Below are 1,303 nucleotides of genomic sequence, written 5' to 3' on the forward strand. Positions count from 1 at the left end.
CGCCGCGCGCGGATTGCGGCTCGGTCGGCGCCTGATGGACGCAACCGAGGACGCTGCGCGCGGGCTCGGCATTGCACTATTGCGGCTCGACACCAACAGCGCCCTGCCCGAGGCCGGCCAGCTCTACCGCACCACGGGCTGGCGCGAGATTTCGCGCTACAACGACGATCCCTATCCGGACCTGTTCTTTGAAAAGCGGCTGTAAGCTGGACCGGTTCGCGATGTCAGTGCGTTAGGGTCGAAGCCGCAGGGCTTCGATATGTCCAGAGGCGGTCTCGCCGACACCTACCGCAGCTACATCGCCTGCCTGAACCGGCAGGACTGGGCGGCACTCGGACAATACGTGCATGACGAGGTCACTCACAACGCCCGGCCGCGCGGTCTGTCAGGCTATCGCGCGATGCTGGAGCAGGATTTTCGCGACATTCCGGATCTGCGCTTCGACATCGAGCTGCTGATGTCGGATCCGCCGGGGATCGCTGCGCGACTGAAGTCGATTGCACGCCGGTCGGTTCGTTCCTTGGACTTGCCGTCAACGGGAAGCGCGTGTCCTTCGCCGAGCACGTGTTCTACGCGTTCCAGGATGGAACGATCCGACAGGTCTGGTCGGTGATCGACAAGGCGACGATCGAGGCGCAGCTCTGACGCTGCGCCTCGATCTCGACTTCACGCCGCGACCGGCGCCGCTTGCCCTTGCGGCTTCGCGAAGGGGCGGAATGTCATCGCCATCAGGAACGCGCCCAGGCCCATCGCCCAGGAGGCAATGTAGAGCCAGGCGTAGCTGGAGAACGCGTCGTAGATCAGACCGCCGGCAAGCGGGCCGGTGGCCATGCCGAGGCTGCCGGCCATCGCTGTGCCGCCGATCACCGTGCCCATCATGCGCAGCGGAAAGTTCTCGCGAATGAGAACGGCGTAGAGCGGCATGGTGCCCGCATAGATGAAGCCGAAGACGGCCCCGACCGCGTAGAAGGTCGCAAGCTGATGCGCGAAGACATAGGCGAGCGCACCGAACGCCTGGAGCAGCAGGCCCGAGACCAGCACGCGCTTGGCGCCGAACCGGTCGCCCATCAGGCCGAAGGCGATGCGACCGCCAAGGCCGGCAAATCCCTCGATGCTGTAGATCGTCACCGCCGCGACCAGCGGAATGCCGCAGCTGATCGCATAGCTGACGGTGTGGATGATCGGACCGGAATGGGTGGCGCAGCAGAAGAAATTGGTCGCGAGCAGGATCAGGTATTGCGGCGAGCGCAGCGCCTCGCTTCTCGACATCTCGCCTTGCCCGGCCCCCGCGCCCATCGGCGCG

Annotated in this window: 1 protein-coding gene and 2 pseudogenes; 2 read left to right on the forward strand and 1 reads right to left on the reverse strand. The window is 65.5% G+C overall.

Translation table 11 applies throughout. The features are described 5' to 3' along the window. Positions 1 to 205: pseudogene (locus MOV75_RS38495) on the forward strand (GNAT family N-acetyltransferase); the annotation flags it as partial. 54 nt (positions 206 to 259) lie between these two features. Then, a pseudogene (locus tag MOV75_RS38500) lies at positions 260 to 645 on the forward strand (ester cyclase). 21 nt (positions 646 to 666) lie between these two features. On the opposite strand, the gene MOV75_RS38505 reads toward MOV75_RS38500, so the two are convergent. After that, the coding region (locus MOV75_RS38505) for an MFS transporter (RefSeq protein WP_247008056.1) at positions 667 to 1,303 on the reverse strand (637 nt) is incomplete at its 5' end.

Origin of the sequence: Bradyrhizobium sp. PRIMUS42 (genome assembly GCF_023006515.1) — a bacterium.
In the GTDB taxonomy this organism is placed as follows: Bacteria; Pseudomonadota; Alphaproteobacteria; order Rhizobiales; family Xanthobacteraceae; genus Bradyrhizobium.